The 24,257-nt window shown below is 68.2% G+C and carries 29 protein-coding genes; 21 read left to right on the plus strand and 8 right to left on the minus strand.

Features of this window, described 5'->3' with window-relative positions:
* The first annotated feature begins 28 nt into the window (after positions 1–28).
* From DFR49_RS17450 to DFR49_RS17515, 14 genes are all read left to right on the plus strand, one after another.
* Entirely contained in the window at positions 29–1,234 is a 1,206-nt protein-coding gene (locus tag DFR49_RS17450; protein WP_119036937.1) for a trans-sulfuration enzyme family protein, read from the plus strand.
* Entirely contained in the window at positions 1,231–1,629 is a 399-nt protein-coding gene (gene apaG, locus DFR49_RS17455; RefSeq protein WP_119036938.1) for a Co2+/Mg2+ efflux protein ApaG, read from the plus strand. Before DFR49_RS17450 ends, apaG begins: the two co-directional genes overlap by 4 nt.
* A gap of 10 nt (positions 1,630–1,639) precedes the next feature.
* Complete coding sequence (locus DFR49_RS17460; RefSeq protein ID WP_119036939.1) at positions 1,640–2,428, plus strand: LysR family transcriptional regulator; 789 nt, start codon at positions 1,640–1,642, stop codon at positions 2,426–2,428.
* Positions 2,425–2,955: a GNAT family N-acetyltransferase gene (locus DFR49_RS17465; RefSeq protein ID WP_119036940.1), complete on the plus strand. Its 531-nt coding sequence runs from the start codon at positions 2,425–2,427 to the stop codon at positions 2,953–2,955. The genes DFR49_RS17460 and DFR49_RS17465 overlap by 4 nt, the downstream gene beginning before the upstream one ends.
* A 1-nt stretch (position 2,956) precedes the next feature.
* On the plus strand, positions 2,957–3,214 hold the full coding sequence (locus DFR49_RS17470) for a hypothetical protein (protein WP_119036941.1): 258 nt from the start codon (positions 2,957–2,959) through the stop codon (positions 3,212–3,214).
* Between the two features lie 301 nt (positions 3,215–3,515).
* Positions 3,516–3,932, plus strand: a complete 417-nt coding sequence (locus DFR49_RS17475; protein WP_119036942.1) for a hypothetical protein — start codon at positions 3,516–3,518, stop codon at positions 3,930–3,932.
* On the plus strand, positions 3,929–4,138 hold the full coding sequence (locus DFR49_RS17480) for a helix-turn-helix transcriptional regulator (RefSeq protein ID WP_119036943.1): 210 nt from the start codon (positions 3,929–3,931) through the stop codon (positions 4,136–4,138). The genes DFR49_RS17475 and DFR49_RS17480 overlap by 4 nt, the downstream gene beginning before the upstream one ends.
* Complete coding sequence (locus DFR49_RS17485) at positions 4,135–5,052, plus strand: alpha/beta fold hydrolase (RefSeq protein WP_119036944.1); 918 nt, start codon at positions 4,135–4,137, stop codon at positions 5,050–5,052. Before DFR49_RS17480 ends, DFR49_RS17485 begins: the two co-directional genes overlap by 4 nt.
* 149 nt (positions 5,053–5,201) lie before the next feature.
* Positions 5,202–5,936 carry an alpha/beta hydrolase gene (locus DFR49_RS17490; RefSeq protein WP_119036945.1) on the plus strand — a complete coding sequence of 245 codons (735 nt, stop codon included), beginning with the start codon at positions 5,202–5,204 and terminating at the stop codon, positions 5,934–5,936.
* Positions 5,936–6,688: a tetratricopeptide repeat protein gene (locus DFR49_RS17495; RefSeq protein WP_119036946.1), complete on the plus strand. Its 753-nt coding sequence runs from the start codon at positions 5,936–5,938 to the stop codon at positions 6,686–6,688. Before DFR49_RS17490 ends, DFR49_RS17495 begins: the two co-directional genes overlap by 1 nt.
* Before the next feature lie 62 nt (positions 6,689–6,750).
* Positions 6,751–7,206: a VOC family protein gene (locus tag DFR49_RS17500; protein WP_119036947.1), complete on the plus strand. Its 456-nt coding sequence runs from the start codon at positions 6,751–6,753 to the stop codon at positions 7,204–7,206.
* Between the two features lies 1 nt (position 7,207).
* Positions 7,208–7,942, plus strand: coding sequence for a hydroxyacylglutathione hydrolase (gloB, locus tag DFR49_RS17505; protein WP_119036948.1), 735 nt, complete (start codon positions 7,208–7,210; stop codon positions 7,940–7,942).
* A gap of 52 nt (positions 7,943–7,994) precedes the next feature.
* The gene (locus DFR49_RS17510) at positions 7,995–8,393 is read left to right on the plus strand and encodes a hypothetical protein (protein WP_147373724.1); all 399 of its coding nucleotides are present in this window, start codon (positions 7,995–7,997) and stop codon (positions 8,391–8,393) included.
* 8 nt (positions 8,394–8,401) lie between these two features.
* A complete protein-coding gene (locus DFR49_RS17515) occupies positions 8,402–8,812 on the plus strand; it encodes a DUF6491 family protein (protein ID WP_119037289.1) in 411 nt (136 codons plus the stop codon).
* Positions 8,813–8,857: 45 nt separating this feature from the next.
* On the opposite strand, the gene hslU is transcribed toward DFR49_RS17515, so the two are convergent.
* The 3 genes from hslU to hslV form a co-directional block, all read right to left on the minus strand.
* Positions 8,858–10,156, minus strand: a complete 1,299-nt coding sequence (gene hslU / locus DFR49_RS17520) for an ATP-dependent protease ATPase subunit HslU (RefSeq protein WP_119036950.1) — start codon at positions 10,154–10,156, stop codon at positions 8,858–8,860.
* A gap of 54 nt (positions 10,157–10,210) precedes the next feature.
* Positions 10,211–11,380 (minus strand): FAD-dependent oxidoreductase, encoded by a 1,170-nt coding sequence (locus DFR49_RS17525; protein WP_119036951.1) that lies wholly within the window; start codon positions 11,378–11,380, stop codon positions 10,211–10,213.
* Between the two features lie 72 nt (positions 11,381–11,452).
* Positions 11,453–11,992: an ATP-dependent protease subunit HslV gene (gene hslV / locus DFR49_RS17530; protein WP_425454957.1), complete on the minus strand. Its 540-nt coding sequence runs from the start codon at positions 11,990–11,992 to the stop codon at positions 11,453–11,455.
* A gap of 138 nt (positions 11,993–12,130) precedes the next feature.
* Here hslV and DFR49_RS17535 point away from each other — a divergent pair, with 138 nt between their 5' ends.
* Entirely contained in the window at positions 12,131–13,321 is a 1,191-nt protein-coding gene (locus DFR49_RS17535; protein WP_170151049.1) for a Yip1 family protein, read from the plus strand.
* Between the two features lie 135 nt (positions 13,322–13,456).
* Here DFR49_RS17535 and DFR49_RS17540 read toward each other — a convergent pair whose 3' ends face one another.
* Entirely contained in the window at positions 13,457–13,870 is a 414-nt protein-coding gene (locus DFR49_RS17540) for a holin family protein (protein WP_119036954.1), read from the minus strand.
* A 51-nt stretch (positions 13,871–13,921) separates the two neighbouring features.
* A complete protein-coding gene (locus DFR49_RS17545) occupies positions 13,922–14,464 on the minus strand; it encodes a glycoside hydrolase family 108 protein (protein ID WP_119036955.1) in 543 nt (180 codons plus the stop codon).
* Between the two features lie 106 nt (positions 14,465–14,570).
* Between DFR49_RS17545 and DFR49_RS17550 the strand changes: the two genes are divergently transcribed.
* Genes DFR49_RS17550 through DFR49_RS17560 form a run of 3 tightly spaced genes read left to right on the plus strand, consistent with a single transcriptional unit; the run spans position 14,571 to position 16,741 of the window.
* Positions 14,571–15,341 carry an SDR family oxidoreductase gene (locus DFR49_RS17550; protein ID WP_211325928.1) on the plus strand — a complete coding sequence of 257 codons (771 nt, stop codon included), beginning with the start codon at positions 14,571–14,573 and terminating at the stop codon, positions 15,339–15,341.
* Positions 15,338–16,243 carry a glycoside hydrolase family 130 protein gene (locus DFR49_RS17555; protein WP_119036956.1) on the plus strand — a complete coding sequence of 302 codons (906 nt, stop codon included), beginning with the start codon at positions 15,338–15,340 and terminating at the stop codon, positions 16,241–16,243. Before DFR49_RS17550 ends, DFR49_RS17555 begins: the two co-directional genes overlap by 4 nt.
* Before the next feature lie 24 nt (positions 16,244–16,267).
* Positions 16,268–16,741: a hypothetical protein gene (locus DFR49_RS17560; RefSeq protein WP_119036957.1), complete on the plus strand. Its 474-nt coding sequence runs from the start codon at positions 16,268–16,270 to the stop codon at positions 16,739–16,741.
* Between the two features lies 1 nt (position 16,742).
* Here DFR49_RS17560 and mutS read toward each other — a convergent pair whose 3' ends face one another.
* Positions 16,743–19,310: a DNA mismatch repair protein MutS gene (gene mutS, locus DFR49_RS17565; protein WP_119036958.1), complete on the minus strand. Its 2,568-nt coding sequence runs from the start codon at positions 19,308–19,310 to the stop codon at positions 16,743–16,745.
* A 137-nt stretch (positions 19,311–19,447) separates the two neighbouring features.
* Between mutS and DFR49_RS17570 the strand changes: the two genes are divergently transcribed.
* Both DFR49_RS17570 and DFR49_RS17575 read left to right on the plus strand, forming a co-directional pair.
* Positions 19,448–20,980, plus strand: coding sequence for a TadA family conjugal transfer-associated ATPase (locus DFR49_RS17570; protein ID WP_119036959.1), 1,533 nt, complete (start codon positions 19,448–19,450; stop codon positions 20,978–20,980).
* A 177-nt stretch (positions 20,981–21,157) separates the two neighbouring features.
* Complete coding sequence (locus DFR49_RS17575; RefSeq protein WP_119036960.1) at positions 21,158–22,342, plus strand: aspartyl protease family protein; 1,185 nt, start codon at positions 21,158–21,160, stop codon at positions 22,340–22,342.
* A 48-nt stretch (positions 22,343–22,390) separates the two neighbouring features.
* Here the strand turns inward: DFR49_RS17575 and DFR49_RS17580 are convergent, their stop codons facing one another.
* Entirely contained in the window at positions 22,391–22,582 is a 192-nt protein-coding gene (locus tag DFR49_RS17580) for a hypothetical protein (protein WP_147373725.1), read from the minus strand.
* 27 nt (positions 22,583–22,609) lie between these two features.
* A complete protein-coding gene (gene phaR, locus DFR49_RS17585; RefSeq protein ID WP_119036962.1) occupies positions 22,610–23,152 on the minus strand; it encodes a polyhydroxyalkanoate synthesis repressor PhaR in 543 nt (180 codons plus the stop codon).
* Between the two features lie 89 nt (positions 23,153–23,241).
* Between phaR and DFR49_RS17590 the strand changes: the two genes are divergently transcribed.
* Positions 23,242–24,231, plus strand: a complete 990-nt coding sequence (locus tag DFR49_RS17590; RefSeq protein WP_119036963.1) for an alpha/beta fold hydrolase — start codon at positions 23,242–23,244, stop codon at positions 24,229–24,231.
* Positions 24,232–24,257 lie beyond the last annotated feature (26 nt).

Genomic DNA, 24,257 nt, shown 5'->3' on the forward strand with positions numbered 1-24,257 from the left:
GGGTATCGTCGCTTGCAAAGCGAGGTTCATGAAGAAAAGCACCGGCCAGAACCGCGAGATCACCCGCAATTGGCGCCCCGCCACCCAGGCGATCCGCGGCGGCACCGCGCGTTCCGAATGGGGCGAAACCTCCGAAGCGATCTTCCTCACCTCGGGCTATTCGTACGATTGCGCGGGCGATGCGGCCGCGCGCTTCGCGCGCACCCAGGACGGCATGACCTATTCGCGCCTCCAGAATCCGACCGTGCAGATGCTCGAGGAACGGATCGCACTGCTCGAAGGCGCCGAGGCGTGCCGGACGATGGCGTCGGGGATGGCCGCGATGACGGCGGCGCTGCTGTGCCAGCTCAGCCAGGGCGACCACGTCGTCGCGGGCCGCGCGGCGTTCGGATCGTGCCGTTGGCTGGTCGATACGCTGTTGCCGCGCTTCGGGATCGAGACGACCACGGTCGATGCCCGCGATCCGCAGACCTTCGCCGACGCGCTCAAGCCCAATACCAAGGTGTTCTTCTTCGAAACCCCGGCCAACCCGACGATGGACGTCGTCGACCTCGAAGCGGTGTGCGGCATCGCCCGCGCCAACAACGTGGTGTCGGTGGTCGACAATGCCTTCGCGACCCCCGCGCTCCAGCGGCCGCTCGATTTCGGCGCCGATGTCGTCGCCTATTCGGCGACCAAGCTGATGGACGGCCAGGGCCGCGTGCTCGCCGGCGCCGTGACGGGAAGCAAAGCCTTTATCGAGGAGACGCTGCTTTCCTTCACGCGCAACACCGGGCCGACGCTGAGCGCGTTCAACGCCTGGGTGGTGCTGAAGGGCATGGAAACGCTCGATCTGCGCGCGCATCGCCAGAGCGAGGCCGCGATCGAGGTCGCGCGCTTCCTCGAAGGCCGCGTGCCGCGCGTGCTCCACCCCGGGCTGCCGAGCCACCCGCAACACGCGCTGGCGATGAAGCAGATGGACGCAGCCGGCCCGATCTTCGCGTTCGAGATCGAGGGTCGCGCGCAGGCGCACGGGCTGCTCGATGCGCTCACGCTGATCGATATCTCGAACAATATCGGCGACGCGCGCTCGCTGATGACGCACCCCGCGTCGACGACGCACGCCGGCGTCAGCGAGGACGTTCGCCGCGACATGGGGGTCAGCGAAGGCATGTTGCGGCTCAATGTCGGACTGGAGGACGTCCGCGACCTGATCGACGATCTCGATCAGGCGCTGCGTCAGGTCGGGCTATGAGGGCGCTGTTCCCCAATGTCGCCGAGACGCACGGCGTCGTCGTCCGCGTATCGGTGAGCTATCTGCCCGAGCAATCGGAGCCGGCACGGGGGCGCTGGTTCTGGGCCTATCATGTGCGGATCGAGAATGAGGGCACGCAGACGGTGCAGTTGCTGACGCGGCACTGGATCATCACCGACGGCCGCGGCGCGCGCCACTCGGTGGAGGGCGAAGGCGTGGTCGGCGAACAACCCATGATCGAGCCCGGCGGCAGTTTCGATTACGTCTCGGGCTGCCCGCTCGCGACGCCGACCGGGGCGATGCAGGGCAGTTATCGTATGACCGCCGAAGACGGATCGAGCTTCGATGTCGAGATCCCCCGCTTCGCGCTGATCGCGCCGGCGGTGGCGCAATGAGGGATTGTCCATGAAGCGCACGCATCTTCCGCTCAACGGGCTGCGCGTGCTCGATGCGGCCGCACGCCATCTTTCCTTCACGCGCGCCGCCGACGAACTTGCCGTCACGCCCGCCGCGGTCGGCCAGCAGGTCCGCGCGCTCGAGGATACATTGGGCGTCGTGCTGTTCCGCCGCACCACGCGCGGGCTCGAACTGACGCCCGAAGGCGCGGCGGGGCTCGACGCGCTGCGGCAGGGCTTCCTCCAGTTCGAGGAAGCGGTGCGCGCGATGCAGGCGGGGCAATCGTCGCGATCGCTGACGGTCGCGGCGCCGCGCGCGGTGATCGTCAAGTGGCTGATGCCGCGCCTCGCCGAGATCGCGGGCGGCGGCGACCAGCGGATCGTGCTCGTCACCGCCGACGACGACGTCGATTTCACCGAGGCCAATCTCGATCTCGCGATCCGCTGGGGCACCGGCCCGGGCGAGCATGAAGGCGAAGCGATCGAATCGGACGGTATGGTGACGATCGAACGGGCCGGCGGCGGCGGCGACGGCGCGATCGCCTGGCCCGGCTGCTGCGCCGAGGACAGCAATGCGGCGGTGCAGGTCGGCGACGCGGGGCTTGCGATCGATGCCGCCGCGCAGGGGCTGGGCCGCGCGACCGTGCCCGAACTGCTCGCCGCGCGCGATATCGCCGCGGGGCGGGTCGCGATGGTGGGCGATCCGCAACCCTCGACGCTCGGCTATTGGCTGGTCGCGCCGCTGCCGCAATGGCGCCAGCAGAAGGTGCGCGCGCTGGTCGACGCGCTCGTCCTATGACCGCGGTGCCGCCGCTCGCGACGGCACGGTTGCGGATGCGCGCGCTGACGGTCGACGATGCCGAGGCGATGTTCCCCACGCTGTCGGATTCGGCGCTGATGACGTGGTGGTCGCGAGCGCCTTTCGCCAGCATCGAGGAAGTGCGCGACTATTTCGCGCCGCGCCCCGACATGGAGGGTTGGCGTTGCTGGGCGATCACGCTGGCCGGCGAGGATCGGGCGATCGGCTGGGTCGCAGCGGGCGAGAAGCGACAGGGCGGCGTTACCGAGATCGGCTACATCCTCGCCCGCGATCATTGGGGCGGCGGCATCGCCCGCGAGGCGGTGTCGGCGGTGATCACCCGGCTGTTCGCCGAAGGCCAGCGCCGCGTCTTCGCCGATACCGATCCCGACAACACCGCCTCGAACGCGCTGCTCGATCGCCTCGGATTCCGGCGCGAAGGACTGTTGCGGGCGGAATGGAACACCCATATCGGCGTGCGCGACAGCGTGATCTGGGGGCTGCTGGCCGATGAGTGGAAAGGCTGACATGACGGCACCCGATCTCCGCGATCCCGCCCAGCGCCGCGCCTATCGCCGCGAGTTGATGGGGGTCGCCCGCACCGAGCGCTATTGGGGCATCTTCCTGGCGATGATCGGGATCGCTTTGCTGTGGATGCGCCGATCGGGCTGGGCGACCGTCCCCGAATGGCTGGCGCCGGTGGCGATCGGCCTCGGCATCGTGCTGATGCTGATCGGCATCATCCATCGGATGCGCCACCACCGCCGCCGGATGCGCGGCGAATAGGGCCGATCGACATCCAGCCCATGTCGGCCTGCAAATGCCGGTTCCCCGCGCTTCCGGTGCTCACGTACTGAAAGTACGCTGCGCTCCGGATCACGAGAAACCACCATTTTCGGCTCGACCTGACCTAAATGTCGAACGGCCCTTAGGGCAATTTCGAGCCGAAGCCTGCCTTCAACATCCCGCCGAAGGTAAGGCGAAGGTGAGGCCAACGACCCCAGGATTTGCGTGCGTGTAAAGCAACCTTGACGTAAAGTACGCTTGTCTGTAAAGCTACCTTTACTGATTCGAAAGGGAGCTTTACATGAACAAGCACTCGCAAGCCGGGCGGCGCTATCTGCGGCGCTTTTATCCGACGATGACGGCCTATGTCGTCGCGCTGATCGGCGCGAACTGGGCGATCAATGCGTGGCACCCGAGCGGGGCGGCGCTCGTCGCGCTCGCGATCCTGCCCGCGCTGCCGATCATCGCCGTCATCGGGGTGATGGGCCTCTATCTCGTCGAGGAAACCGACGAATATGTGCGCCAGCGCGCCGTTACCGCGATGATGGTGGGGCTGGCGGTCATGCTGTCGATCGCCACCGCCTGGGGCTTTCTGGAGGAAGGCGGCGTCTTGCCGCATGTTCCCGCTTACTGGGCGTTCATCGTCTGGTGCGCCGCCTGGGGGCTCGCGCAATGCGTGCGCGGTCTGGTCGAACGATTCACCCGAGATGCGGCATGAACAACCGCCTCAAGGTGCTGCGCGCCGAGCGCGACTGGAGCCAGCAGGATCTGGCCGAGCGGCTCGCGGTGTCGCGCCAGAGCGTCAACGCGATCGAGACCGGGCGCTACGATCCCTCGCTTCCGCTCGCGTTCAGGATCGCCGACCTGTTCGGGCTGACGATCGAACAGATTTTCATCAATCCCGCCAAGGAAACCGACCAATGATCACGCATTTCAAACTTCGCATCCTCGCGTCCGCCGTCACGATGATGGCGGTGCTGCATCCCGCCGCCGGCCATAGCGCGCCCGCCGCGGCGGGCGATACGACGCAGGCCGATACGACGCAGATGGACCATATCTCGGTTCAGGCGACCGGCAGCGGCGCGCCGGTGATCCTGATCCCCGGCCTTGCCAGCCCGCGCGCCGTCTATGACGGCATCGTGCCCGCGATCGACGCGACGCACCGCGTCTATACGGTGCAGGTCAACGGCTTCGGCGGCGGCGATCCGGGCAAGAACCTCGCGCCCGGAATCCTCGACGGGATCGTCGCCGATCTCGACGCGTTCATGGCGGCGAACAAGCTTTCAGGCGCGGCGGTGGTCGGCCATTCGATGGGCGGGCTCGTCGGGCTGATGCTCGCCAAGGCGCACCCGGACGACGTCGGCAAGCTGATGGTGGTCGATGCGCTGCCCTATGTCGGCGACATCTTCGTCCCCGGCGCGACGGTGGCGCAGATCGAGCCGCAGGCGAAGGCGATCCGCGACCGGATGGTGGCGAGCTATCCCACGCCCGATGCCGCGCAGGCCAAGGCGACCGCCGCCGGCATGGCGCTGACCCCGGCGGCGCAGGCGAAGGTCGCGGCCTGGGTGACGGCGGCCGACGCCCGCGTCTCGGGCCAGGCGATGTACGAAGACATGACGACCGACCTGCGCCCCGACATGGCCGCGATCGCGACCCCGATCACGCTCGTCTATCCGTTCTCGGCACAATTGCCCAAGGAGCGCGCGGACGCATTCTATCGGGCGGAATATGCGACAGCGCCGAACGTGACCTTCGTGCCCGTCGCCGACAGCGCGCACTTCGTGATGCTCGATCAGCCGGCCGCGTTCGCCGAGGCAGTCGAGACGTTTCTGAAGTAGAGCCCCAGCAACCCAACCGTCATGCCGGACGGGTTCCGATCCGGCATGACGGACGAAAGCTCGATAGGGCGGTGCCTGACTGCGCCCGGCTCGGGAGCCGGCGCGGCGCATCGCTTCCAATGCACCCCGCGCGCCCTTAGACATCCCCCATGTCCGATGCCGATACCAATACCCAGCCCCGCCCTGCCCTCGCTTACCATCTGACCGAGGGCACCGGCCCGACGGTGATCTTCCTGCCCGGCTATGCCTCCGACATGGCGGGCAGCAAGGCACTCGCGCTGGAGGCGTGGGCGAAAGCGCGCGGGCAGGCGTATCTGCGCTTCGATTATGCCGGTTGCGGCCGCAGCGAGGGGGCGTTCGCCGACCAGACGCTGGCCGGCTGGCGCGACGACGCGCTGACGATGATCGACCGGGCGGTGACCGGCCCCGTGGTGCTGGTGGGATCGTCGATGGGCGGCTGGATCATGCTGCTCGCAGCCCTCGCGCGGCCCGATCGGGTGGCGGGGCTGATCGGCATCGCCGCCGCGCCCGATTTCACCGACTGGGGCTTCACGATCGACGAGAAGATGACGATCCTGAATACCGGCAAGCTCGAACAGCCGAGCGCCTATTCGGATCAGCCGACGCTCACGACGCGCGCCTTCTGGTCGTCGGGCGAGGCCAACCGGCTGATGCACGGCGAGATCGCGATCGACGTGCCGGTGCGGCTGATCCACGGCCAGGCCGATAGCGACGTGCCGTTCGAGATCGCGCTCCGGCTCGCCAAAAGGCTGCGTTCAGCCGATGTGCAGACGTGGATGATAAAGGACGGCGAACACCGCCTGTCGCGCGACCCCGATATCGCGCTGATCCTTCGGGCGGTCGAGGATGTGATCGCAACCTGATGCTGCCGCTTTTCATCGCCGCCGCCGCATTGCAGGCCGTTTCCGGCCCGCCGGTCTCGGCCGCCGACCGCTATCATCGCTGCCTCGATGCCGCGACCCGGCGCCCCGCCGAGGGCGAGACCGAGGCGATCCGCTGGAAAGCCGCGGGCGGCGGCGTCCGTGCGCGCCAATGCCTGGGCGTTGCGCTCGCCAACCAGCAGCGCTGGATCGGCGCCGCCGACGAATTCGAGGGCGCGGCCAAGGATGCGCAGACCGCGCGCGATCCCGACGCGGGTAGCTATTGGGCGCAGGCGGGCAATGCGTGGCTCGCCGCGGGCGAAGCGGTGAACGCGCAGCACGCACTCGACGCCGCGATCGCCGGCGGCACGCTGACCGGGCTGCATCTGGGCGAGGCGCATCTCGATCGCGCGCGCGCGCTGGTCGCGGCCGGGGCGCTGGCCGCGGCGCGTGACGATATCGACGCCGCGCTCGTCGATGCGGGCGACGATCCGCTCGCCTGGTTGCTGTCGGCGACGCTCGCGCGGCGGATGAACGACTGGGCGCGCGCCAAGAAGGACATCGCCGAGGCGTTGACGCGCGCGGGAGATGACGCCTCGGTACAACTCGAAGCGGGCAATATCGCCGCAGCGACCGGCGACGAGGAAGCCGCGAAAGCGGCGTGGGACCAGGCGATGCGGCTTGGCCCCGAAACCGCCGCCGGTCGTGCGGCGGGCATCGCGCTCCAGCAGTTCACGCCGACGCCGGGGCGTTGAGCGGGTAGCGCGGCGGCGCCCGCGCGCCTATCTCGATCGGCGCCACGCAACGGGAGCCGCCGATGAACTATCTCCACACCATGATCCGCGTCACCGACCCCGACGCGACGATCCGCTTCTTCGAACTGTTGGGCCTGAAGGAAGTCCGCCGGATGGAAAGCGAGCAAGGGCGCTTCACGCTGATCTTCCTCGCCGCGCCCGGCGATATGAACGCGCCCGGAGAACGAGCGAACGCCGAGGTCGAGCTGACCTACAACTGGCCTGCTGACGACGGCAGCGCCCCCGAAGCCTATTCGGGCGGGCGCAATTTCGGGCATCTCGCCTATCGCGTCGACAATATCTACGCGACCTGCCAGCGGTTGATGGATGGCGGGGTGACGATCAACCGCCCGCCGCGCGACGGCCATATGGCCTTCGTCAGAACGCCCGACGGCATCTCGATCGAACTGCTCCAAGCTGGGGACATCCTTGCCCCCGCCGAACCCTGGGCGTCGATGCCCAACACCGGCAGTTGGTGAGATGAGCGCGCTGGATATCGTCTGCATCCCCGCGCTCAGCGACAATTATATCTGGCTGGTCCACGACGCGGGCAGCGGCGAGACGATCGTGGTCGATCCCGCCGAGGCCGAACCGGTGCTCGCCGCTGCCGAGGCGCGCGGGTGGCGCATCGATGCGATCTGGAACACGCACTGGCACCCCGATCACACCGGTGGCAACCAGGCGATCAAGGACGCGACCGGCGCCCAGGTCTATGGCCCCGCGGCCGAGGCGGGCAAAATCCCGACGCTCGATCACGGCCTGCGTGAAGGCGATACCGTGCGGCTCGGCGATCACGTCGCGATCGTGATCGACACCCCTGCGCACACCGCGGGGCACATCAGCTTCCACCTCGCGGGCGACCATATTATCTTCGTCGGCGACACGTTGTTCGCGATGGGATGCGGCCGGCTGTTCGAGGGCGATGCCGACCAGATGTTCGCCAACATGCAGCGCTTCAAGGCGCTTTCCGACGACACGATCGTCTATTGTGCGCACGAATATACGCAATCGAACGGGCGATTTGCGCTCGCGGCGGAACCGGACAACGTTTCGATCGTCGAACGGATGAAACGCGTCGATGCGGCGCGTGCGCGCGGTGAACCGACCGTGCCGACGACGATCGCGGCGGAGAAGGCCACCAACCCCTTCCTCCGCGCGGCCTCGGCATCGGAATTGAAGGCCCGTCGCACGGCGAAGGATGGTTTTCGCGGCTGACTCCGTCATAGCAATGGAAGCGTTACCGCGAAGGGCCGACATGGAGGTTTTTATGATCCGCACTTCCCTGATCGCACTGATGCTGCTCGGCGGGTGCGCCACCGCGCAGAACCAGTCCGCCGAGGCCGACCGCCGCGCCAAGGCCGAAATCCAGATCGCCGATGCGCTCAAGGGCCTGACTCCCGGCGAGCCCAAGAGCTGTATCGACCAGACCCGTGTCCAGAACGTCCGCAAGTTCGCGGGCACGATCATCTACGAATATTCGCCGCGCGAGAAATATCGCAACAACGTCTCCGACGGCTGCTTCGGGCTGAGCCGGGGCGATATCCTCGTCACCAAGACACCGACCGCGCAGCTCTGCCGTGGTGAGATCATCACCACCGTATCGCCCGGATCGCGGATTCCGAGCGGAACGTGCGGGCTGGGCGATTTCATCCCCTACAAGAAATGAGGCCCGCGATGCGCATCACCTTCCCGCTCCTGATCGCCGTGGCCGCGCTGTCGGGCTGCGCCAACGGCCAGTATGAGGAACAGGCCCGCGCCGAGGCGCAGAAGGATCTCGCCCAGGCACTCGACGGCTATGCCGCGACCGGCAAGACGAGCGACTGCGTCAACCCCCGCAACGTGAGCGGGCCGCAGATCATCGGCAACACCACCTTGCTCTATCGCGAGACGGGCAGCCGCATCTGGCGCAACGACGTGATCGGCAGTTGCCCGTCGCTGCGCGAGGGCCAGACGGTGATCACCGAGATCAAGAGCGGCCAATTGTGCCGGAACGACATGTTCCGCACGATCGAGCCGGGCACGAGCATCCCCTCGGCATATTGCCGGCTGGGCAGCTTCACCGAATACAAGCGGGCGAAGCGTTAGGGGGGCGCTCGAAACGTTCCTAGTGTTCCTGCGAAAGCAGGAGCGCTACAGCACGAAGCGGCTCAGATCGGTGTTGCGGGCGATGCTCGCGAGCTGCTTGTCGACATAGGCGGCGTCGATCGTCAGCGTGGTGCCGGCGCGGTTCTCGGCCTCGAAGCTGATTTCCTCGAGCAGCTTTTCGAGCACCGTCTGGAGACGCCGGGCGCCGATATTTTCGACCTGCGCGTTCACCTCGGCCGCGATCCGCGCGATCGCCTTGATACCGTCCTCGGCGAAATCCACGTCCACGCCCTCGGTGCCGATCAGCGCCTTGTATTGCTGCGGCAACGACGCCTTGGTGTCCGAGAGGATGGCGACGAAATCGTCCTCGGTCAGCGCGGCCAGCTCGACACGGATCGGCAGGCGCCCCTGAAGCTCGGGCAGCAGATCGCTGGGCTTGGCGATGTGGAAAGCGCCCGACGCGATGAACAGGATGTGGTCGGTCTTCATCGGGCCGTATTTGGTCGAGACGGTGGTGCCCTCGATCAGCGGCAGCAGATCGCGCTGGACGCCCTCGCGGCTGACTGAGCCGCCACGCACGTCGGAGACCGCGATCTTGTCGATCTCGTCGAGGAAGACGATGCCGTTCTCCTCGGCGTCGGCCAGCGCGACGCGGCTGACCTCGTCTTGGTCGAGCCGGGCGTCAGCCTCTTCCTCGACCAGCTTCTCCCACGCCGACGCGACGGTGAGCTTGCGGCGCTTCTTCTGCCCGCCACCGAACGCCTTGCCCATCATATCCGACAGGTTGATCATCCCGACCGAGCCGCCGCCGGGGATTTCGAACGGCATCTGCGGCTGGACGTCCAGCTCCAGCTCGATCTCCTTGTCGTTGAGATGACCATCGAAGAAGCGCTGGCGGAACGCTTCGCGCGTCGCGGCGGAGGCGTCCTTGCCCGTCAGCGCGTCGAGCAGGCGGTTCACCGCCGCATCTTCGGCCTTGTCCTTGACTGCGGCGCGGCGGCGTTCCTTCTCGAGCCGGATGGCTTCTTCGACCAGATCGCGCGCGATCTGTTCGACGTCGCGGCCGACATAGCCCACCTCGGTGAACTTGGTCGCCTCGACCTTGACGAAGGGCGCGTCGGCGAGCTTGGCCAGCCGCCGCGAAATCTCGGTCTTGCCGCAGCCGGTGGGGCCGATCATCAGGATGTTCTTGGGCGTCACCTCGTCGCGCAGATCGGCGTCGAGCTGCTGTCGGCGCCAGCGGTTGCGCAGCGCAACGGCGACCGCGCGCTTGGCGTCCTGCTGGCCGATGATATGCTCGTCCAATGCGGCGACGATGGTCTTGGGCGTAAGCTTGTCGTTCATTCTTCTCTCAAGGGAAAGGGGTTGTCCGGCATATCGGATGCGCGCCGGCGTGGATCAACCGCAGCGGATACCGGCGGCGATATCGGCGTGGAGCGACAGCAGCGCATCGGTCGTCGCGGGATCGACCTCGGTCGACCAATTGCCATAGCCGGCGGTGCCGCCGAGGATGATCCCGTCGCTGCGCGAGAACATGTACATGCCCCGGCTGGTCTCGAGCGCGTAATCGACCTCGGGCTGGGGCAGCAGCACCGCGAGTTGACCGCGCATCGGCTGCAACTCGGTATCGCCGAACAGCCGGTTCGAGCCCAGGCCGGTGCAGTTGAAGACCAGTGCCTCGGGAAGCGCCAGGATATCGGCGGGCGTGTGGAAATCGCGCACCACGATGCGTCCGCCCGCCAGCCGGATGTCGCGCAGCAACGCGCGCAGCAGGCGCGGCGGCTCGATCATCATGCCGGTGAAGCGGCTGACATAGGGGCTGCTGAAACCATAAGTGCCGGGCGGCAGCAGCGTCGATTCGGGCAGCATCCCGGCGATCAGGCGATCGGTTCGGCTGGCGCTGGGGGGCGAGGACGAAAGCTGGTAGTTGGTCATCCAGCGCACGCCGTAATCGTCGCCGATCATGATCTGGTAGCGCTGGTAGGCATAGGAGGCGGCGGCGGTGAGTTGCGCCTCGAACGCGGGGGTGATCGCGTCGCCATCGTAAAGCAGCGACGGATACCATTGCCCGCCGGCGATGTTCGAGGTCGTCTGCGGCGGCAATTTGGCGGCGTAGATCGTGACGGGAAACCCCGCCTCCTGCACCAGCCGCGCGGTAGTGAGCCCGACCACGCCCGCACCGATCACCGCGACCGGGCCGGCATGGCCCTGCAACCCCAGATCGGTGGCGAGGCGTGAGGTGCCCCAGCCCAGCGTGATGCCCGCGCCGCCGTGGCCGTAATTATGGACGAGGCGCTTGGGCCCAAGCACCTCGGCGCGGACGACGAAGCCCGACGGACGATAGGGGCGCAGGCCCACGAGCGTGCGGATCAGGCGATCGCGGGAAACCTTGACGCGCGGCAGGCAGGCGGGGCGCGGCGTGAGCGGTTGGGCGACGGTGGCGGCGCAACCGGGCAGCGCGAGCGTGGCCCCGGCGGCGAGGAGGGTGCGCCTCTCCCAGATATTCCTTCCCCGGCGCAGGCCGGGGTCCAGATGGGAGACGATTGCCGATCGGGCGGTTCGCTCCATTATTGCCGCCTTCCCAACGGGGCCCCGGCCTGCGCCGGGGAGGTGGGTTGGGAAGGGGATTGTCGAACACGCTCACGCATCGCTGGCGAGCGTCTCGATGGTGAGGTTCTCGTTGGTGTAGACGCAGATTTCGGCGGCGATCTTCATTGCCCGCCTGGCAAGCGTTTCGGCATCGGGTTCATATTCGGCGAGCGCGCGCGCCGCGGCGAGCGCGTAATTGCCGCCCGATCCGATCGCGGCGATCCCCGCTTCGGGTTCGAGCACGTCACCGTTGCCGGTGAGGATCAGGGTGGTGTCCTTGTCCGCGACGATCATCAGCGCTTCCAAATTGCGCAGATATTTGTCGGTGCGCCAATCCTTCGCGAGTTCGACCGCCGCGCGCATCAGATGGCCCTGATGGCGTTCGAGCTTGGTCTCCAGCCGTTCGAGAAGCGTGAAGGCGTCGGCGGTGGCGCCGGCGAACCCCGCGATCACCTTGCCGTCGCCGAGCTGGCGGACCTTGCGGGCGTTGGGCTTCATCACCGTCTGCCCCATCGAGACCTGCCCGTCGCCGGCGATCACGACCTTGCCGCCCTTGCGTACCGACACGATCGTCGTACCGTGCCACTTCATGTCATTCGCAGTCATGGCATGGTATATGGGCGAGAGCGCCGCGTGCCGCAATCGCGGGGGCGCTGTCGAGTTCGTCCAATCCTCATCCGCCGCAAGCGGGCACGCTGGAGACAGCATCGAAACGACGAGAGGGGCATCATGGCGACAAATCCGGAAAATCTGCAACCGATCGGCGACAGCCGGGGCATGGCCGACCGCATCAAGCGCATCCTGCTGCAACCCAAGGCCGAATGGCCCATCATCGATACCGAGGCGACGACGACGGGCGCGCTGCTCAAGGGCTGGGTGGCACCGCTCGCCGCGATCGGACCGGTCGCCGGGCTGATCGGCGCGCTGACCTTCGGCTATGGCGGGCTCGGATTCCACTATCGCCCGAGCATCGGCGGCGCGATCACCACCGCGATCATCGCCTATATCATGGCGTTCGTCGGCGTGTGGGTGCTCGCGTGGATCATCAACGCGCTCGCCCCCACGTTCGAGGCGACCAAAAACCCCATCCAGGCGATGAAGGTCGCGGCCTATTCGGCGACCGCGGCATGGGTCGCGGGCGTCTTCCAGATCGTGCCGAACCTCGGCTGGATCGGCGCGATCCTGGGGCTCTACAGCCTCTACCTGCTCTACCTCGGCCTGCCGATCCTGATGAAGGCGCCCGCGGCCAAGGCGATGGCGTACACGCTGGCGACGATCGTCGCGGCGATCGTGCTGTTCGTCGTCATCGGCGCGATCACCGCCGCGCTCACCACGCGGATCATTCCGCCGGCGGTGCCCACCCTGGGGTCGACCGGCGGCACCGTGACCGTGCCCGGGGGCGGCACGCTCGATCTCGGCAAGCTCGACGCCGCCGCCAAGAAGATGGAGGAGACGACGAAGAAGATGCAATCGGGCGAGGTCAAGCCGATCGCGCCCGACGCGCTCCAGGCGATGCTGCCCGCCAGCATCGCCGGGTGGACCCGCACCGAAATATCGAGCCGGGGCGGTGCCGCAGGCGGCATCGGCGGCAGCAATGCCGAGGCGCATTACAGCGCGGGCGACCAGGCGTTCACGCTCTCGATCACCGATGCCGGCGCGCTGGGCGCGTTGGCGACGATGGGCGGCGCGCTTTCCGGCCAATCGAGCCGCCAGACCGAGACCGGCTACGAAAAGAGTGCGATCGAGAACGGCAATGCAGTGAGCGAGAAATGGGACAATGCCGACAAGAGCGGCAGCTATTCGACCGTGATCGCCAGCCGGTTCGCGGTATCGGCCGAGGGCGACGCACCGTCGATCGATACCTTGAAACAGGCGGTGGCGGCGGTCGACGCGGGCAAGCTCGCCGCGCTGGCGCAATAGGGGCGCGGATATTCATCGTCACGGTCGCCCTCACCCTTCCCACTCGGCTGCGCCGAGCGGGCCCCTTCCCTCTCCCGGCGGGAGAGGGAGGGAGGCGCGAAGCGCCGGAAGGGGGAGGGCGAACCCCGGCCGCTATTATTTGTCGATACCCTTCGCCTTACCCCACTGGCGCGCGGCGGTGTAACCGAGATAACCGGTGCCGAAGAGCGCGTAGAGCGGTTCCGGGATGCCGGCGAGATAGGCGTTCATACCCTCTGCGATCGCGCGCGCCATTTCCGGCCGGACCGCGGCGATCAGCCCCATCGGGATCGACCAGAGCAACAGCGCGTACATGACGTAAAGGAAGCTCGGGCGCGCGCGGCTGGTCCACGGATCGGCCGCCTGTGCTTCGGCGATGATCGCGGAGAGCTGCGCCTTGACGCCTTCAAGCTCCTGCGCGCCTTGCAGCTCGATCAGCTTGAGCTTGGCCTCGTCGCGCGCCTTGGGATCGGGGATGATCTTGTCGATGAGCCCTGCGATCGGGCCGATGATGCCGTCCAAAATGCTCATGATCGTTCCTATGGTTGCAAGTGAAGTGGAGAAAGTGGAGAGCGTCGCGCGCTATGAACCGATCCGGTTCGCGAGCCAGCCGTAGAGGAATACCTCGTTCGCGGGACGGGTTTCGGCGAGATCGAGATAGCGCGCGCCCTGGAGCGCCTCGACGGCCTTGACGAGCACCGCCTCGCCCGCCGCCCCGCGCCGTGCGAGGAAACCGTCGAGGGCGGCGAGCGTCGCCGGGCCGATCGCGCCGTCGCGCGCGATGTCGGGATAATCGCGCGCGCCGCGATTGAGCGCGTTGAGCGCGCGCTGGAGGAAGCCGCCGGCAACCGCAGGCCCCATGTTGACGCCGGTATCGAACAATTCCGCCGCAAGCGCAGGTGCACGTGCCGCCACTGCGTCGAAACGCGGCCGCAGCCAATAAAGCCGTCGGTAGATCGCCACCGCCTCATCGCGCGGGAACGTGCGCATCGCGCCCGCATAACCGCGCTGGCGCGCCACCTTTTCGGTGATGCCCCAGCGCGTTGCACCGCCGCGATCGGCGGGATCGTCGACATAGCCGCCTTCACGCGCGATCACCGCCTCGATCAGATCATCGATCGTCATGCCCGTCTCCCCAAATAGGCACACATAACCTATTTGGTTCTTGTAGGACAGCGCGATGCCCGCAACCGTCGGCCCATTGGTGCGTTCCCCAATCCAAGGAGACATTATGGGCAACACACGGTGCGTCGTGGTGACCGGCGCGGAATCGGGGATCGGGGCGGCCTGCGCGGCCGCGTTCGGCGCGGCGGGCGACGATGTCGCCGTCTTTTATTACCGGGACGAGGGCAAGGCGCAGGCGACCGCCGACGCGGTGACCGCCGCGGGCGGGCGCGCCAGAACGGTGCAATGCGCGGTCGATGACGAAGCGTCGGTCGAGGCGGCCTTCACCGCGGCCGAGGCGGCGTTCGGGCCGGCATCGGTCGTGGTCAATTCGGCTGGGGTCAACATGGCGGGCGTGCCGCTCCGCGAGATGACCGCCGACCGCTGGCGGGCAACGATCGCCACCGACCTGACCGGCGCGTTCCTAGTTTCGCGGCGCTTCCTGAAAGGACGCGGCGAATCGCCCCCGCCGGCAGCGCTGATCCACATCTCATCGATCCATGCCGAGGTGGTGCGCGCCGGCGGCGCCGATTATTGCGCGGCTAAGGGTGGGCTCACCAAACTGGTGCAGACGCTGGCGATCGAGGAGGCGGCGCGCGGCATCCGCGTCAACGCGATCCGGCCAGGCATGATCCTGACGCCGATGAACGCGCGCGCGGTGGCGGATGCCGACTATCGGGCGAGCCTGGAGAAGAACATCCCGATGCGGCGCGCCGGGCGCCCCGAGGAGGTGGCGGCGATGGCGCGCTGGCTGGCCTCGGACGAGGCGGCCTATGTGACCGGCGCGTCGTTCACGATCGACGGCGGGCTCTCGCTGCTGCTGGGACAGGGCGCATGAAGCGCACCGGCATCAACTTCGCGGTCGAGGCGCTCGAGCCGGTGACGCTCCACGGGCCGCCGCTGCTCGCCGAGCGCGACCTGATGAGCCCCTATGTGTGGCAGGAATCGACCGGGCGGCTCGGCATCATGGTGCGCGCGGTGCCGACGTTGCAGGGCGACCGTAGCGATACCGGGGTGATCTGGGCGGGCTGGAGCGACGACGGCTGCACCTTCGAGATGGACGACGCGCCCGCGATCGTGCCGGGGCCGGACGCGATCGACATTGGCGGGGTCGAGGACCCCACGGTGGTGCGGACCGACGACGGCTATGTCGTCTATTATACCGGCGTCCAGGCGGACTTTGCCCGCGGCAACATGCTCTATGCGACGGGGCCGAGCCTCGACGCGCTCGAAAAGCAGGGCGTCGCGCTCGCCTCGTCCAAGACGATGGGCAACACCAAGGAAGCCACCGTCGGGCGGACCGCCGACGGGCATTGGCGGCTGTGGTACGAATATGCCGCCGAGAACGCCTCGCGCGTCGGGCTGGCGATCGGGCCGGGGGTCGCGGGGCCGTGGGACGAGCAGCCGACGCCGTTCCTGCCGCGCCCCAATTCCTGGGACAACTGGCACCTGTCGACCGGGCCGATGCTGATGAACGTCCCCGATTCGCCGGTGATGTTCTATAACGGCGCGACGCGCGACGCGCGCTGGCGGATCGGCTGGGTGGCATTCGACCGCGATTGCCGCCGCGTCATCGACCGCGGGATCGAACCGCTGATCATCCCGCCCCCGGTCGACGACCGCACCGCGACCGACATCGCCTTCGCCGCTTCGGTGATCGTGCGCGACCGGGCGATCTGGCTGTATTACTCGCTCGAGGACCGGCGGCTCGCGCGCGCGGCGATCGTGCGCTATGGGTAACGCCTGCCAGCCGGGAGATGCCCGATGCGACTCCGCCTGTTCGCCCTGCCCGTCCTGATCCTCGCCGCGAGCGCCGCGTCGGCCGCGACCCAGCACCGGCCGCCGCGCTGGAGCTGGGGCAAGGCCGGGGTGGACATGGCGCAGTATCGCGCCGATTCGATCGCCTGTGCGCAGCAGACGGTGGCGCACGATATTTCAGGCAGCGACCCCGCGCGGGCGTTCCAGCTCGCGACCCGGCTGACCGACGACGAGACCGATCCGCTGGAATATCAGCGCGCAGGGCAGATGATCGGCGTCGATCGCCAGATCGCGAAGGTCAAGGACATGCAATATGCGATGCTCGAACACTGCCTGACCGCGCTCGGCTATCGCCCCTTCAAGCTGACCGACGCGCAGCGCGACCGGCTGAACGACCTTGCGCCGGGTAGCGACGCGCGACGCGAATATCTGCACGGGCTCGCTGCCGACCCCGAAGTGCTGGCGGCGCAGGGCGACTGAGCTATTCGCGCGCCAGCGCCTGCAACCGATAGAGCGCGTCGAGCGCGTCACGCGGGGTCATCGCATCGATATCGAGCGCGATGAGGTCGTCGCGCAGGGCATCGGTGTGCGCTTCCTCGGCCTCGACCGCGGCGGCGAACAGCGGCAGATCGTCGAGACCCGCCGCGAGACCGCCGGTCTTCGCGCGGCCCGCTTCGAGCTTGTCGAGGACCGCCTTGGCGCGAGCGACGGTGGCGGGCGGCATCCCCGCGAGCCGCGCCACCGCGATCCCGTAGCTGCGATCGGCGGGGCCGTCGGCGACTTCGTGGAGGAGGACGAGATCGCCCTTCCATTCGCGCGCGCGGACATGGTGGAGCGATAGCGCGTCGCAGCGTTCGGCGAGCCGGGTCAGCTCGTGATAATGTGTCGCGAACAGGCAGCGGCAGCGATTGTCCTCGTGGATCGCCTCGACCACCGCCCAGGCGATCGCGAGGCCGTCATAGGTCGAGGTGCCGCGCCCGACCTCGTCGAGGATGACGAACGAGTGCGGCGTCGCTTGCGCGAGGATCGCGGCGGTCTCCACCATCTCGACCATGAAGGTCGAGCGGCCGCGCGCGAGATTGTCCGACGCGCCGACGCGGCTGAACAGCCGATCGACGAGGCCGAGGCGCGCGGCGGTCGCGGGGACGTAGCCGCCCCCCTGCGCGAGCACCGCGATCAGCGCGTTCTGGCGCAGGAAGGTCGATTTGCCGCCCATATTGGGGCCGGTGACGAGCCACAGCCGCGAGTCTTCCGACAGCCGGCAATCGTTGGCGACGAAGCGCTCACCGCGTACCGCCAACGCCGCCTCGACCACCGGGTGGCGGCCGCCCTCGACCTCGAAGCACGGATGATCGACGAGGTCGGGGCGCGTCCAGCCACCTTCGACCGCGCGTTCGGCAAGCGCGGCGGCAACATCGAGCCGGGCGAGCGCGTCGGCGGTGGCGGCGATCGCCTCGCGGGCCTGCAATGCGGCCTCGATCAGGTCTTCGAGGTGCGCGGCCTCGGCGGCGAGCGCGTGGGCGCCGGCCTGCCCGACCTTGAGCGCAGCCTCGTGCAGATCGGCGGCGTTGAAGCGCACTACGCCCGCGAGCGTCTGGCGGTGGGTGAAGCCGCTGTCGGGCTTCATCAGCGCGTCGGCGTGACGCGCGGGCACCTCGATATGATAGCCGAGGACGTTGTTGTGGCGAACCTTGAGCGCGGCGATGCCCGTGCGCGCGCGATAATCCGCCTCGAGGCCCGCGATCGCCCGCCTGCCACCGGCGCCGGTCGCGCGCAGATCGTCGAGCGCGGCATCGTAGCCTTCGGCGATATAGCCGCCGTCGCCGGCATCGATCGGTGGCGCGGGAACGAGCGCGCGTGCGTAGAGATCGATGAGCGCGCCGTGGCCGCGTAACCGGGGGGCAAGATGCGCGAGCAAGGCCGGCGCGGGATCGATCCGCTCAAGCCGCTCGCCCAGCCGCCACGCGCCGTCGAGCCCGTCGCGCAACTGGCCGAGATCGCGCGGGCTCCCCCGCCCCGCCGCAATCCGCCCGAGCGCGCGGCCGATATCGGGGAGCGCGCGCAGCGCCGCGCGCAGCGTCTCACGCAGCGGGGCGTCGTCGTGGAACAAGGCGACCAGATCGAGCCGCTCGTCGATCGCCGCCCGATCCATCAGCGGCGCGGCGATATCCTGCCCCAGGAGGCGCGCGCCCGCGCCGGTGACGGTGCGATCGACCGCGTCGAGCAGGCTGCCCTTGCGCTGGCCGGCGGCGGTGAGCGTGAGTTCGAGGCTTTCGCGCGTCGCGCGGTCGATCGCCATCGTCTCGGCGGCGCGCATCAGCCGCGGCGGGCGCAGGAAGGGCAGGCTGCCGCGCGCGGTGTGATCGAGATAATGGACCAGCCCGCCCGCCGCGGCGAGCGCGGCGCGCGAGAACGACCCGAAGCCGTCGAGCGTTGCGACGCCGAACAGCGCCTTCAATCGTGCCTCGCCGCGCGCGCTGTCGAAATCGGCTTTGGGCCGCGCGACGGTCGCCTGCGCCGAGCCCTCGGCAGCGATCGTCTCGGCGGGGGCGAGGCGCGCCAGATCGGCGGCGAGGCCGGCAGCGCTCGAATCGATGATCTCGAAGCGGCCGGTCGAGATATCGGCGGCGGCGATCGCGACCTCGCCCGCTGCCTCGCCCACGCTCGCGCACCAATTGGCGGTGCGCGAATCGAGCAGCGCCTCCTCGGTCAGCGTGCCCGCGGTGACGACACGAACGATGCCGCGCGCGACCAGCGCCTTCGATCCGCCGCGCTTCTTCGCCTCGGCCGGGGTCTCGGTCTGGTCGGCGATCGCGACGCGGTGCCCGGCCTTGATCAGCCGCGCGAGATAGCTTTCGGCCGCGTGCGCGGGCACGCCGCACATCGGGATCTTCTCGCCTTCGTGCGCCCCGCGCGCGGTGAGCGCGATATCGAGGCACGCCGCCGCGACATGCGCATCGTCGAAGAACAATTCGAAGAAATCCCCCATCCGGTAGAACAGCAGGCAATCCTCGGCCTCGGCCTTGAGCGCGAGATACTGGGCCATCATCGGGGTGGGTGCGGACATCGCGTCGGGACGTAGCGGGATTCGCAGGTCGCCTCCAGTGGGCAGGAAAGTGGTTAGTCAAATCTCAAGCCTTGCGCCCTAGTCCTCTCGCGCAGGACTTTCGCGAGGATGAGCACGGCATGAGCGCTTTCGGACGACGCAATGGACCAACGGGCGCGCGGCCCGCCTTCGGCGTCGCGCGGCCGATGCACGGCGGCGCGCCGGCCAAGCCCGCGGAACCGCAGGGCGGCGAGCAGTTTCCGCCGCTGCCCGTACCCGAATCGTTCGACGATGCGGGCGGCGTCGCCGACCTGTCGAGCCAGAGCGCGCCCGCCCAGCCCGACGCGCTGGCCCGGCTCGCCGAACGGCAGGCCGCGTCGGGCGAAGCGGGATCGAGCCGCAGCGAGGGCTTCGAGGCCTCGGTCCACCGGATCAAGGAACAGGTGCTGCCGCGCCTGCTCGAACGCGTCGATCCCGAAGCCGCCGCCACGCTCAACAAGGACGAGCTGGCCGAGGAATTCCGCCCGATCATCGGCGAAGTGCTCGCCGAGCTGAAGCTGACGCTCAACCGGCGCGAGCAGTTCGCGCTCGAAAAGGTGCTCGTCGACGAATTGCTGGGCCTCGGGCCGCTCGAGGAACTGCTCGCCGATCCCGACATCTCGGACATCATGGTCAACGGCCCCGACCAGACCTTCATCGAACGCAAGGGCAAGCTCGAGATCGCGCAGATCCAGTTCCGCGACGAGGAGCATCTGTTCCAGATCGCGCAGCGGATCTGCAACTCGGTCGGCAGGCGTGTCGACCAGACCACACCGCTCGCCGACGCGCGGTTGAAGGACGGCAGTCGCGTCAACGTGATCGTGCCGCCGCTCTCCTTGCGCGGCACTGCGATCTCGATTCGTAAATTCTCCGCCAAGCCGATCACGCTCGATATGATGGCCAAGTTCGGATCGATGTCCGAGAAGATGGCGACCGCCTTGAAGATCGCGGGCGCGTGCCGGTTCAACATCGTCATTTCGGGCGGCACCGGCTCGGGCAAGACGACGATGCTCAACGCGCTCTCCAAGATGATCGACCCCGGCGAGCGTGTGCTGACGATCGAGGACGCGGCGGAATTGCGGCTTCAGCAGCCGCACTGGCTGCCGCTCGAGACGCGACCCGCCAACCTCGAAGGCCAGGGCGAGATCACGATCCGCGACCTTGTGAAGAATGCTCTGCGTATGCGCCCCGACCGTATTATCCTGGGCGAAATTCGCGGCGCCGAATGTTTCGACCTACTGTCGGCGATGAACACCGGCCACGACGGCTCGATGGCGACGCTCCACTCCAACTCCCCGCGCGAATGCCTCGCGCGCATGGAGAACATGGTGATGATGAGCGACATCAAGGTGCCCAAGGAAGCGATCAGCCGCCAGATCGCCGATTCGGTCGATCTCATCGTCCAGGTCAAGCGCCTGCGTGACGGCAGCCGCCGCGTCACCAACGTCACCGAGGTGATCGGGATGGAAGGCCCGGTGATCGTGACGCAGGAATTGTTCAAGTTCGAATATCACGACGAAAGCGCCGACGGGAAGATCGTGGGCGAATACCAGTCGATGGGGCTGCGCCCCTATACGCTGGAAAAGGCGCGGCAGTTCGGGTTCGACCAGGCGTATCTCGAAGCGACGCTGTAAATGCTCCCTTCCGTCATTCCCGCGAAAGCGGGAACCCATCTCCCAACCGCCGTTCTTGAGGCTAGCGCGGGAGTTGGATCCCCGCTTTCGCGGGGATGACGTGTGAAATTTTATGCGCCGGCGGGGGCCTGACAACGCCGCTGGCGCGCCGAAGCGTTCCATAGTATCGACGGATCGATGCGTCGCCTCGCCGCCCCGCTGATGTTGCTCGCGCTGTTGGGCGCGGCCGAGCCGCCGCTCAGGACGGTGCCGCCGGTGAGCATCCTCGCGACCGACGCCGAAGCGCGCTGGGTGCCGTTCGACCTGACCGAGGGCAACCAGATTCGTTTCACGATGACGGTCGACGGCCATCCGGCGACCGCGATCCTCGATACCGGGGTTTCCTATTCGGTGATGTCGCGCCGCTATGCCGCGGCGACCGGCGAACGAATCGTCGAGCACGGCACCGCCGACGCGATCGGCGGTGCCGTGCCGCTTGCCTGGGCGGCGACGCGCAAGCTCGTGCTCGGCGGGGTGACGCGAACGGGCGGGCGGATCGCGGTGGTCGAGCTACCCGCGATCGCGACCGGCGAATCGATGCCGGTCGATCTGCTCGTCGGCCGCGACCTGATCGGCCGCTACGCGCTCGACATTGATTACGACGCGCATCGTTTCCGCCTGCTGGCATCGGGCCGGCTGCCGTTCACCGGCGTCACCGCGCCGCTCGCCATCTCGGCGACCCGGCAGGTGTACGAGAGCGAAGTGACGCTGGGCGGACGGCGCATCCGGCCGATGATCGTCGATACCGGCGACGGATCGTCGATCACCTTTTCGGCCGACGCGTGGAAAGGGCTGGCGGCCGCCGACCGGACGATGACGACGGCGATCTCGTTCGGGCTCGGCGGGCCGATCGTCACCGATCTCGCGGTCGTGCCCCAACTACGGCTCGGCCAGTTGACCGCGCCCGACGTCGAGGTGCGCGTCGAGCGGGGCGGCGGCTTTTCGCAAGGTGTGGGGGCGGCCGGGCGGATCGGCGCGAGCTTCCTGCAACGCTACCGCGTGCTGCTCGATCCCGGCGCGGGGCGGATGGTGCTGGCGCCGGGGCGCACCGCCACCGCGCCGCCGCTCAAATCGACCAGCGGCCTGCTGGTGCGCGCCGACGGCCGCCGGCTCGACGTGCTGCACGTCATGCGCGGATCACCCGCGGCGGCGACCGGCTGGCAGGGCGGCGAGGCGATTTGCAGCATCGACGGCAAGGCGATTCCGCAGGATTACCGCCGCAGCGCGATCGCGAGCTGGTCGGTGGGGCAGCCGGGGCGCATCGTCGCACTCGGCCTGTGCAACGGCGACACACGCGATCTGACGCTGGCGAGCTTTTATTGAGCGAAGCGCTCGTGATCCTGGGTTCCTGCCTTCGCAGGAACACAAGGGTTACGAATTGAGCCCCATGCTTGCCAGGATCGCGGCGGCGATCAGCGCGAGCACCTGCACGGTCGGCCAATAGACGATACCGACGCGATCAGCATTCTTCCGCCGCGCGCGACGGCGATCGGCGACGCCCGCGCCGACCGCAAGCGCAAGCAGCAGCCCGGCGGCGGCGAAACACCAGTCGCGTGTCGTCATCGTCATGCTCATCGTCAGCGGCCGCGCCTATTTCGCGAGCTTCTCGATCTTGTCCTGCAACCGCGCCATCTCGGCCTTGAGCGCGGCAATCTCATCGTCCTTGCTCGCTTCGGAGGCGGGCGCGGGATGACCCGACTTGAACGCCTCGGTCGCGGCCTCGAACATCTCGATGTTGCGCTTGGTGATCTCGGCGAAGGGCGAATTGGCGAACGCGCCTTCGACCGCCGACTTGAACTGTTCCTGGTTGCGGCGGAAGCTGTCCATCGACGCGTCGAGATAGCCGGGCACCATCGCCTGCATCGAATCGCCGTACATCGCGATCAACTGGCGCAGGAAATTGACCGGCAGCATCGACGTGCCGCGCGCTTCCTCCTCCATGATGATCTGGGTGAGCACATTGTGCGTGATATCGGCATCGGTCTTGGCGTCGACGACCTTGAAATCGCGGCCTTCGCGCGTCATCGCTGCGAGATGCTCGAGCGTGATGTAGGAGGACGTCTCGGTGTTGTAGAGCCGCCGGTTGGCGTACTTCTTGATGATCACCGTGTCGTCGCTGTTCCGCTTCTTCATCAAAGGACCCCCACGTGACTCGGCCCGGTCTACCATCGTTCGATACCGCACCGCAACACGGACCGCGCCCGCTGCCGCTTTTCCTCGACATGCTGCGCAGCGAGACCGCAGCATCGCCCGAACGGCGGGCCGCCGCGCTGGCCGGGCTGCGCGCGTTCCAGGCCGCGCCGCGCCGCGCAGCATGGGCGCCGCCTGCCGCGCTGCACCGTGAAGACCGCGCGAGCCTGCGCGATTATGGCGGCGACGGCGCGCCGGTGGTGGTGGTGCCGTCGCTGATCAACCCGCCGTTCGTGCTCGATCTCGGCGCGCGGTCATTGCTGCGCTGGCTGGCGGGGCGCGGACACCGCGTGCTGCTGGTCGATTGGGGCGCCCCCTCCCCCGACGAGCGCGACCTGGACGTGGCGGGGCATGTCGAGCGACTGCTGCTGCCGTTGCTCGCGCGACTCGACGCGCCGCCGATCCTCGCGGGCTATTGTCTCGGCGGGACGATGGCACTGGCGGCGGCGTGCGCGATGCCGGTGGCGGGGCTGGCGATGATCGCGGCGCCGTGGCGGTTTGCGGGCTTCTCGCCGCGCGCGCGGCGCGACATCGCGTCGCTGTGGCAAAGCGCCGAGCCGGCCTGCGCGGCGCTGGGGCTGGTGCCGATGGAGGTGCTCCAGACGGGCTTCTGGCGGCTAGACCCCGGCCGCACGATCGCCAAATACGAGCGATTCGCGCGGCTGGACCCCGACGGCGAGGCGGCGCGCAGCTTCGTCGAGCTGGAGGATTGGGCCAATGCCGGCGCGCCGCTGCCCTATGCCGCGGGGGTCGAGATATTCGACTTCATCGCCCACGACGTGCCCGGCAGCGGTCAGTGGCGGGTTGCGGGCAAGGCGGTCGACCCGGCCGCGCTCGCCTGCCCGGCGGTGGATTTCGTGTCGCTGACCGACCGGATCGTGCCCGCGGCGAGCGCCGCCGACCTGCCCGATCGCCGCGACCTTTCGGCGGGCCATGTCGGGATGATCGTCGGCAGCCGCGCGCGCGCGCAATTGTGGGAACCGCTCGACGCCTGGCTCACGGGCGTGCGGAACCCCGACTGAGCAGGAACCGTTGGTCGGTACGGAAG

The organism is Hephaestia caeni (assembly GCF_003550065.1).
Lineage (GTDB): Bacteria > Pseudomonadota > Alphaproteobacteria > Sphingomonadales > Sphingomonadaceae > Sphingomonas > Sphingomonas caeni_A.

Bases quoted from the DNA above. Each gene is read 5' to 3' on its own strand.
- DFR49_RS17450 (WP_119036937.1), top strand. From the start codon at position 29: ATGAAGAAAAGCACCGGCCAGAACCGCGAGATCACCCGCAATTGGCGC.
- apaG (WP_119036938.1), top strand. From the start codon at position 1,231: ATGAGGGCGCTGTTCCCCAATGTCGCCGAGACGCACGGCGTCGTCGTC.
- DFR49_RS17460 (WP_119036939.1), top strand. From the start codon at position 1,640: ATGAAGCGCACGCATCTTCCGCTCAACGGGCTGCGCGTGCTCGATGCG.
- DFR49_RS17465 (WP_119036940.1), top strand. From the start codon at position 2,425: ATGACCGCGGTGCCGCCGCTCGCGACGGCACGGTTGCGGATGCGCGCG.
- DFR49_RS17470 (WP_119036941.1), top strand. From the start codon at position 2,957: ATGACGGCACCCGATCTCCGCGATCCCGCCCAGCGCCGCGCCTATCGC.
- DFR49_RS17475 (WP_119036942.1), top strand. From the start codon at position 3,516: ATGAACAAGCACTCGCAAGCCGGGCGGCGCTATCTGCGGCGCTTTTAT.
- DFR49_RS17480 (WP_119036943.1), top strand. From the start codon at position 3,929: ATGAACAACCGCCTCAAGGTGCTGCGCGCCGAGCGCGACTGGAGCCAG.
- DFR49_RS17485 (WP_119036944.1), top strand. From the start codon at position 4,135: ATGATCACGCATTTCAAACTTCGCATCCTCGCGTCCGCCGTCACGATG.
- DFR49_RS17490 (WP_119036945.1), top strand. From the start codon at position 5,202: ATGTCCGATGCCGATACCAATACCCAGCCCCGCCCTGCCCTCGCTTAC.
- DFR49_RS17495 (WP_119036946.1), top strand. From the start codon at position 5,936: ATGCTGCCGCTTTTCATCGCCGCCGCCGCATTGCAGGCCGTTTCCGGC.
- DFR49_RS17500 (WP_119036947.1), top strand. From the start codon at position 6,751: ATGAACTATCTCCACACCATGATCCGCGTCACCGACCCCGACGCGACG.
- gloB (WP_119036948.1), top strand. From the start codon at position 7,208: ATGAGCGCGCTGGATATCGTCTGCATCCCCGCGCTCAGCGACAATTAT.
- DFR49_RS17510 (WP_147373724.1), top strand. From the start codon at position 7,995: ATGATCCGCACTTCCCTGATCGCACTGATGCTGCTCGGCGGGTGCGCC.
- DFR49_RS17515 (WP_119037289.1), top strand. From the start codon at position 8,402: ATGCGCATCACCTTCCCGCTCCTGATCGCCGTGGCCGCGCTGTCGGGC.
- hslU (WP_119036950.1), bottom strand. From the start codon at position 10,156: ATGAACGACAAGCTTACGCCCAAGACCATCGTCGCCGCATTGGACGAG.
- DFR49_RS17525 (WP_119036951.1), bottom strand. From the start codon at position 11,380: ATGGAGCGAACCGCCCGATCGGCAATCGTCTCCCATCTGGACCCCGGC.
- hslV (WP_425454957.1), bottom strand. From the start codon at position 11,992: ATGAAGTGGCACGGTACGACGATCGTGTCGGTACGCAAGGGCGGCAAG.
- DFR49_RS17535 (WP_170151049.1), top strand. From the start codon at position 12,131: ATGGCGACAAATCCGGAAAATCTGCAACCGATCGGCGACAGCCGGGGC.
- DFR49_RS17540 (WP_119036954.1), bottom strand. From the start codon at position 13,870: ATGAGCATTTTGGACGGCATCATCGGCCCGATCGCAGGGCTCATCGAC.
- DFR49_RS17545 (WP_119036955.1), bottom strand. From the start codon at position 14,464: ATGACGATCGATGATCTGATCGAGGCGGTGATCGCGCGTGAAGGCGGC.
- DFR49_RS17550 (WP_211325928.1), top strand. From the start codon at position 14,571: ATGGGCAACACACGGTGCGTCGTGGTGACCGGCGCGGAATCGGGGATC.
- DFR49_RS17555 (WP_119036956.1), top strand. From the start codon at position 15,338: ATGAAGCGCACCGGCATCAACTTCGCGGTCGAGGCGCTCGAGCCGGTG.
- DFR49_RS17560 (WP_119036957.1), top strand. From the start codon at position 16,268: ATGCGACTCCGCCTGTTCGCCCTGCCCGTCCTGATCCTCGCCGCGAGC.
- mutS (WP_119036958.1), bottom strand. From the start codon at position 19,310: ATGATGGCCCAGTATCTCGCGCTCAAGGCCGAGGCCGAGGATTGCCTG.
- DFR49_RS17570 (WP_119036959.1), top strand. From the start codon at position 19,448: ATGAGCGCTTTCGGACGACGCAATGGACCAACGGGCGCGCGGCCCGCC.
- DFR49_RS17575 (WP_119036960.1), top strand. From the start codon at position 21,158: ATGCGTCGCCTCGCCGCCCCGCTGATGTTGCTCGCGCTGTTGGGCGCG.
- DFR49_RS17580 (WP_147373725.1), bottom strand. From the start codon at position 22,582: ATGACGACACGCGACTGGTGTTTCGCCGCCGCCGGGCTGCTGCTTGCG.
- phaR (WP_119036962.1), bottom strand. From the start codon at position 23,152: ATGAAGAAGCGGAACAGCGACGACACGGTGATCATCAAGAAGTACGCC.
- DFR49_RS17590 (WP_119036963.1), top strand. From the start codon at position 23,242: ATGCTGCGCAGCGAGACCGCAGCATCGCCCGAACGGCGGGCCGCCGCG.